Source organism: Methylobacterium sp. CCH5-D2, from assembly GCF_001556475.1.
GTDB classification, from domain to species: domain Bacteria; phylum Pseudomonadota; class Alphaproteobacteria; order Rhizobiales; family Beijerinckiaceae; genus Methylobacterium; species Methylobacterium hispanicum.
Map to the genome: position 1 here is coordinate 1 of NZ_LSIX01000082.1, position 2,785 is coordinate 2,785.

Sequence of the window (2,785 nt, forward strand, 5' to 3'; positions counted from 1 at the left end):
GAACCGCGCCATGCCCCCTCTCCCATAGGGAGAGGGTTGGGGTGAGGGGTATGACCTCACAGGACAGCGCTCGACATCGACGCGCGTTCAGCGCCGCGCCGCGTTTTGCAGCCTCATACCCCTCACCCGGCTCTCTGCGAAAGCAGACCTCTCCCTACGGGAGAGGGGACCCGCGCTTCGTTCCGAGACGATGCGTTAGACCGAACCCAGGATGCGTCGTGCAGCGAGCACCGGAGCGACCGACCGGGGGCGGCTCCAACCTCTCGTATCGAGGCGCTCCCCTGCACCGAACCGGTGCCCGCTTCGGCGCAAGAGAGCGCTCTAGGGCCGCACCGGTGCCTCGGGCTCAGGGGGGATCGGGCGCGGCCGGCCCGCCTCGTCGATGGCCACGAAGGTGAAGGTCGCCGCCGTCACCCGCTCGCGGATCTGGGTGCAGAAGCGGCGGGCCCAGGCCTCGACGGCGATCTTCATCGAGGTGCGGCCGACCTGAACGACGCGCGTGTAGACGCAGAGCACGTCGCCGACCCGCACCGGGCGGATGAAGGTCATCGCGTCGAGCGCGACCGTGACGACGCGCCCCTGGGCCCGGTCGACCCCCGCGATGCCGCCGGCCTGATCCATCTGCGAGAGAACCCAGCCGCCGAAGATGTCGCCGTTGGCGTTGGTGTCGGCCGGCATCGCGATGGTGCGGACCGTGAGGTCGCCGCGCGGCTGCTCCGCGGCCTCGCCGCCCTCCGGCATCCGCGGCCCGCTCAGGGCATCAGGCCGCCGAGCTTCAGCCCGGCAGCCAGGAAGATCGCGAGGGCGCAGACGTAGCATTCGAGCGGCACGTGCCGCCACAGGTCCGGCAGACGTGACGCCTCGCGGGTCGCGGCTCTGTTCACGGGGCTGTCCTCCGAAGCGGCCGATCTGTCGCCGGCCGGCTTGAGCGCCGAGACTAGCCCAACCCGGACGACGCCGGAAGGGCGCGATCCGGGTCCCGTTCGAGGGATCGCGGCCGACCTCGCGGTCCGGGACGAACCGCGGCACCGCGGTAGGAATTCCTAAATAGACCCCGTGCCACCTTGCCGGGCGGGAGGCCACTGGGATGTCCGTGAAGCGCGTCACCGTCGATATCCTGCCGCGCAGCCGGGCGATCCGCTGGCTGGCCGGCTCCGGGGCGGCCGTGCAGCCGGACATCCAGGCCCGGCTCCTGGGCGCGTTCATCGTGCCGCTCTCGTCCGCGGCGATGGGCCTGTGCACGGGGGTCGGCCTCAAGGTCGTGGCCGTCGCGCGCCATCCCGAGGCGGTCTTCCTCTGGCTCATCGGCGCCGAGTGCCTGATCTTCCTCCTGCGGGCCGGCCTCGATTACGCCACCGCGCGGGCCGAGGCGCGCGGGCGTGCCATCCCCCTCGACGCCTACTGCGCGCTGGGGCTCGCGTGGTCCACGAACATCGGCCTCTCCGCCGCGCTCTGCTTCGCGACCGACGACCCCGTTCTCCATGTGCTCGCCCCCGCCATCGTGATGGGCATCGTCAGCGGCGTCGTGATGCGCGACAACGGGGCGCCGCGCTACCTCGTCGCGCTGATCCTGCTGTGCAGCATGCCCCTGATGGTCGCGGCCCTGGTCGACAACGAGCCGTGGTTCCGGATCCTGCTGGTGCTGGTGCCGGTCTTCGTCCTCTCGACCATCCTGAAGGTCTTCGAGCTGCACCAGCTCTATCTCGCGGCGCTCCTGGCCGAGCGCGCCAGCGAGCGGCGCGCGACCCACGACGCGCTCACGGGGCTGTACAACCGCGCCGGGCTGATGACCGCACTCGGCCGCATCCTGCAGCGCTGCGGCAGCGAGCGCTTCGCGCTGCTGTACCTCGACCTCGACGGCTTCAAGGCGATCAACGACCGCTACGGACACGCCGCGGGCGACCAGCTCCTCCAGGCCGCGGCGACGCGGATCGGCGCGGCGGTGCCGTCGGCCTGCGTCGCGGCGCGCCTCGGCGGCGACGAGTTCGTCGTCCTCGCGCCCGATTGCGGTGCGGCGGAGGCCGAGAGCCTCGGCGCGGCGGTGATCGCGGCGGTGGCCCAGCCCTACGACCTCGCGGGCGGCGCGGCGCGGGTCGGCGTGAGCATCGGCATCGCCTGCGCGGAGGCCGGCTTCAGCGCCGAGGACGTCCTCGCCCGCGCGGACGCCGCGCTCTACCGGGCCAAGGCGGGCGGCAAGGGCCGCTGGGCGCACGCGCCCGCGCGGTCCGAGGCCGCCTGAACGGTCCGCCGCGCCGCCCGAGGGACGCGGCGGCCGGCGTTCTCAGTAATAGAAGCGGCGCGGGCCGTAGAAGCGCGGGCCGCCGTAGAACCGGCGCGGGCCGTAGAACCGGCGCGGACCGTAGAAGCGGCGCGGGCCGTAGAACCGGCGGCCGTAATAGGGCCGCCGGTAATAGCCGCGCGGGCCGTAATAGTACTGCGCCTTCTCGGCGACCGGGGCAGCCCCGGCGGCGACCAGGGCGGCGTCGGGCCCGACCGGGGCGGCCGAAGCCCCCTGCGGCGCGGCCGCCGCGAAGCCCAGGACCAGCAGGGCGGCCAAAAGCAGTTTCCTCAACACGTTCACAGCTCCTCGGTGACGGAGGTTCGAGCGGGAGATACGGCCCGACGCCGCGAAACGCCCGGACCGGCCGGAACGTTGCACGGTTCGCCCGCCGGACGGGCGTCAGGCGATCCGGGTGGTCATGTCGACGGTCGGTGCGGCGCCGCTCTGCTTCACCAGGGCGATGCCGTGCTCGCAATCCTCCCGGCGGGCATAGCCCTCCGCGGA

General features: G+C 72.9%; 5 protein-coding genes. 1 reads left to right on the forward strand and 4 read right to left on the reverse strand.

Annotated features, from left to right (window positions below; translation table 11 throughout):
• Positions 1-321: 321 nt before the first annotated feature.
• On the reverse strand, positions 322-741 hold the full coding sequence (locus AX737_RS01895; RefSeq protein ID WP_066918561.1) for an acyl-CoA thioesterase: 420 nt from the start codon (positions 739-741) through the stop codon (positions 322-324).
• Positions 742-752: 11 nt separating this feature from the next.
• Positions 753-884 carry a hypothetical protein gene (locus AX737_RS36725; protein WP_280949051.1) on the reverse strand — a complete coding sequence of 44 codons (132 nt, stop codon included), beginning with the start codon at positions 882-884 and terminating at the stop codon, positions 753-755.
• 203 nt (positions 885-1,087) lie between these two features.
• Between AX737_RS36725 and AX737_RS01900 the strand changes: the two genes are divergently transcribed.
• The gene (locus AX737_RS01900) at positions 1,088-2,239 is read left to right on the forward strand and encodes a GGDEF domain-containing protein (RefSeq protein WP_066918563.1); all 1,152 of its coding nucleotides are present in this window, start codon (positions 1,088-1,090) and stop codon (positions 2,237-2,239) included.
• 42 nt (positions 2,240-2,281) lie between these two features.
• On the opposite strand, the gene AX737_RS01905 is transcribed toward AX737_RS01900, so the two are convergent.
• Together AX737_RS01905 and AX737_RS32840 are read right to left on the reverse strand one after the other, a co-directional pair.
• A complete protein-coding gene (locus AX737_RS01905) occupies positions 2,282-2,575 on the reverse strand; it encodes a hypothetical protein (protein WP_066918565.1) in 294 nt (97 codons plus the stop codon).
• Between the two features lie 105 nt (positions 2,576-2,680).
• A partial coding sequence (locus AX737_RS32840) for a DUF1508 domain-containing protein (RefSeq protein WP_156453472.1) occupies positions 2,681-2,785 on the reverse strand: 105 nt, incomplete at its 5' end.